5 protein-coding genes are annotated in these 2,361 nt (G+C 66.5%); 1 reads left to right on the plus strand and 4 read right to left on the minus strand.

The genetic code is table 11. The features are described from left to right. The 4 genes from BACI9J_RS22470 to infC all read right to left on the minus strand — a co-directional run. On the minus strand, nucleotides 1-273 hold a 273-nt coding region (locus BACI9J_RS22470; protein WP_328699826.1), incomplete at its 3' end, for an RNA methyltransferase substrate-binding domain-containing protein. A gap of 65 nt (nucleotides 274-338) precedes the next feature. Further along, nucleotides 339-722 carry a 50S ribosomal protein L20 gene (rplT, locus tag BACI9J_RS22475; protein ID WP_017887975.1) on the minus strand — a complete coding sequence of 128 codons (384 nt, stop codon included), beginning with the start codon at nucleotides 720-722 and terminating at the stop codon, nucleotides 339-341. A 28-nt stretch (nucleotides 723-750) separates the two neighbouring features. Beyond that, nucleotides 751-945: a 50S ribosomal protein L35 gene (gene rpmI, locus BACI9J_RS22480; RefSeq protein WP_017887976.1), complete on the minus strand. Its 195-nt coding sequence runs from the start codon at nucleotides 943-945 to the stop codon at nucleotides 751-753. Between the two features lie 60 nt (nucleotides 946-1,005). Then, nucleotides 1,006-1,680 carry a translation initiation factor IF-3 gene (infC, locus tag BACI9J_RS22485; protein WP_017887977.1) on the minus strand — a complete coding sequence of 225 codons (675 nt, stop codon included), beginning with the start codon at nucleotides 1,678-1,680 and terminating at the stop codon, nucleotides 1,006-1,008. Between the two features lie 314 nt (nucleotides 1,681-1,994). Here infC and BACI9J_RS22490 point away from each other — a divergent pair, with 314 nt between their 5' ends. Continuing rightward, the gene (locus tag BACI9J_RS22490) at nucleotides 1,995-2,345 is read left to right on the plus strand and encodes a DUF1844 domain-containing protein (RefSeq protein ID WP_017887978.1); all 351 of its coding nucleotides are present in this window, start codon (nucleotides 1,995-1,997) and stop codon (nucleotides 2,343-2,345) included. The last annotated feature ends 16 nt before the right edge of the window (nucleotides 2,346-2,361 follow it).

Here is a 2,361-nt window from a genome sequence, read left to right on the forward strand (position 1 = left end):
GCCCTGCGGGGTGACGGTGTCCGCCATCGCGTCGAGCACCTGCTCGGTCACGAACCACGTGTCCACCGGCGCGTCGTCCAGCCCGTAGCGGGCTGCGGCGGTGGGGGTCACGTACAGCGCGCGCAGGAGCTCCGGCGCGTACTCCAGCGCTTCGCGGACCGCTTGGGGTCCTTCCAGCAGGAACAGGCCGGTCCCGGCCCGGACGTCCTTCTTGGCCAGGGCCGCAACGGCCTTCACGCGTCCGGCACGGGGGTTCTCGAGGAGATCGCTCACGACCCAAGTCTAGGAACGACGAAACCCCCGCCGTGCGGCGGGGGTTTCGCGAGCAGAAGAACTGACTACGCAGCCTTCGGGGCCGAGGTGTCGGCCGGGAGGGCCTTCTTCGCGGTCTCGACGAGCGCGGTGAAGGTCTCGGGGTTGTTCACCGCGAGGTCGGCGAGGATGCGACGGTCGACCTCGACGCCAGCCAGGTTGAGACCCTGGATGAGGCGGTTGTAGGTCAGGCCGTTCGCACGGGACGCAGCGTTGATGCGCTGGATCCAGAGGCGACGGAACTCGCCCTTCTTCGCGTGACGGTCGCGGTACGCGTAGACGAGGGAGTGGGTGACCTGCTCCTTGGCCTTGCGGTACAGACGCGAACGCTGGCCGCGGTAGCCCTCGGCGCGTTCGAGGATGACGCGGCGCTTCTTGGCGGCGTTGACCGCTCTCTTTACTCGTGCCATTGCACTATTCCTTTACGATCTGCGGGGCTCAGTGGCCGAGGAGCTTCTTGACGTTCTTCGCGTCACCCTTGGAGAGGACCTGGTCCTCGTTCAGGCGGGCCTTGCGCTTGGAGCTCTTGACCTCGAGGTTGTGACGCATACCGGCCTGCTGCTTCATGATCTTGCCGGTACCGGTGACCTTGAAGCGCTTCTTCGACCCGGAGTGGGTCTTCTGCTTGGGCATGGTGGTGCCTTTCCGTGGGATGGATGGGGGGCCGCGTCGTTGCGGGTTCGGTCCGGGGACCTATTCGGCCGCGGAGTCCGTGGATTCCGCAGCTGCCTCGGACGTGGAACCGGCCTCGGCCTCGTCCTTGCCCTTCGCGGCGTGCTCGGTGGCACGACGCTCGGCCTTCTGTGCAGCACGCTTGGCGTTCTGCTCGCCCTTGACGTCGGACTTGTTCTTGAGCGGGGCGATGATCATCGTCATGTTGCGGCCGTCCTGGGTCGGACGCGACTCGACGACGCCGAACTCGGCGATCTCTTCCGCGAACTTGTGGAGGAGACGGACACCCTGCTCAGGACGCGACTGCTCGCGGCCACGGAAGAGGATCATCGCCTTCACCTTGTCGCCACCGAGGAGGAACCCCTCGGCGCGCTTGCGCTTCGTCTCGTAGTCGTGCACGTCGATCTTCAGGCGGAAACGGACCTCTTTCAGGTCCGTGTTCACCTGGTTGCGACGGGCTTCCTTGGCCTTCTGAGCGGCTTCGTACTTGAACTTGCCGTAGTCCATGATCTTGGCCACGGGCGGCTTCGAGTTCGGCGCGACCTCGACCAGATCCAGTTCGGCTTCCTGCGCGAGACGCAGGGCCATGGCGATCGGGACAACGCCGACCTGCTCACCCTGCGGACCGACGAGTCGGACTTCGGGAACGCGGATTCGGTCGTTGGTACGGGGATCGGTGATGCGGAGCTCCTTCAATCAGGTGGTGGCCGTCCGGGGCGTTTGCCCTGGACGACAGCACGAGAGAGGAGATCTGACGCACGGGATGTCGACCCGTTCGGCAGCCGCCCTGCATCGGATCCGTGGGATCCGACCGACGAGCGCAACACGTGCACTCGCGGAGCGGTGGTGACCCGGTAGCCTGGTGGAACGCGGCCGCGGGTGGGAGAGACTCCTCTTTCGTGACACCGTCCGGGAGTTGTCAGGGTTCATGACGTCAGGAGAACTGATGTCAAGAGAACTGATGGCACACGGACAGCATCTGCCGCGAGCAAGCCTAGCAGAGGAGCACCGTGAGCGACACCCCGATCGACGACACCGGCATCGACGCCGCCAGGGACATCGCGGAGGTGCCGGCGGTCGAACTCATCAACACCGTTGCGGTGCACCTGCTCAGTGCCGCGGCCGTGAAGGTCGGCCTGGCCGACGACCCGCAGCAGCAGACCGACCTGGACGAGGCACGGAAGCTCATCACCGCGCTGGCCGGTCTGGTCACCGCCGCCGCGACCGAGATCGGCGATCACCACGCCCGCCCGCTCCGCGACGGGCTGCGGTCGCTGCAGCTCGCCTTCCGCGAGGCGTCGGCGATCCCGGACGCGATCGGCGCCGGGCCGGGCGAGAAGTACACGGGACCCGTCAACTAGACGGGCGTCACCCGGT

Source organism: Arthrobacter sp. 9V (assembly GCF_902506065.1).
Lineage (GTDB): Bacteria > Actinomycetota > Actinomycetes > Actinomycetales > Micrococcaceae > Arthrobacter.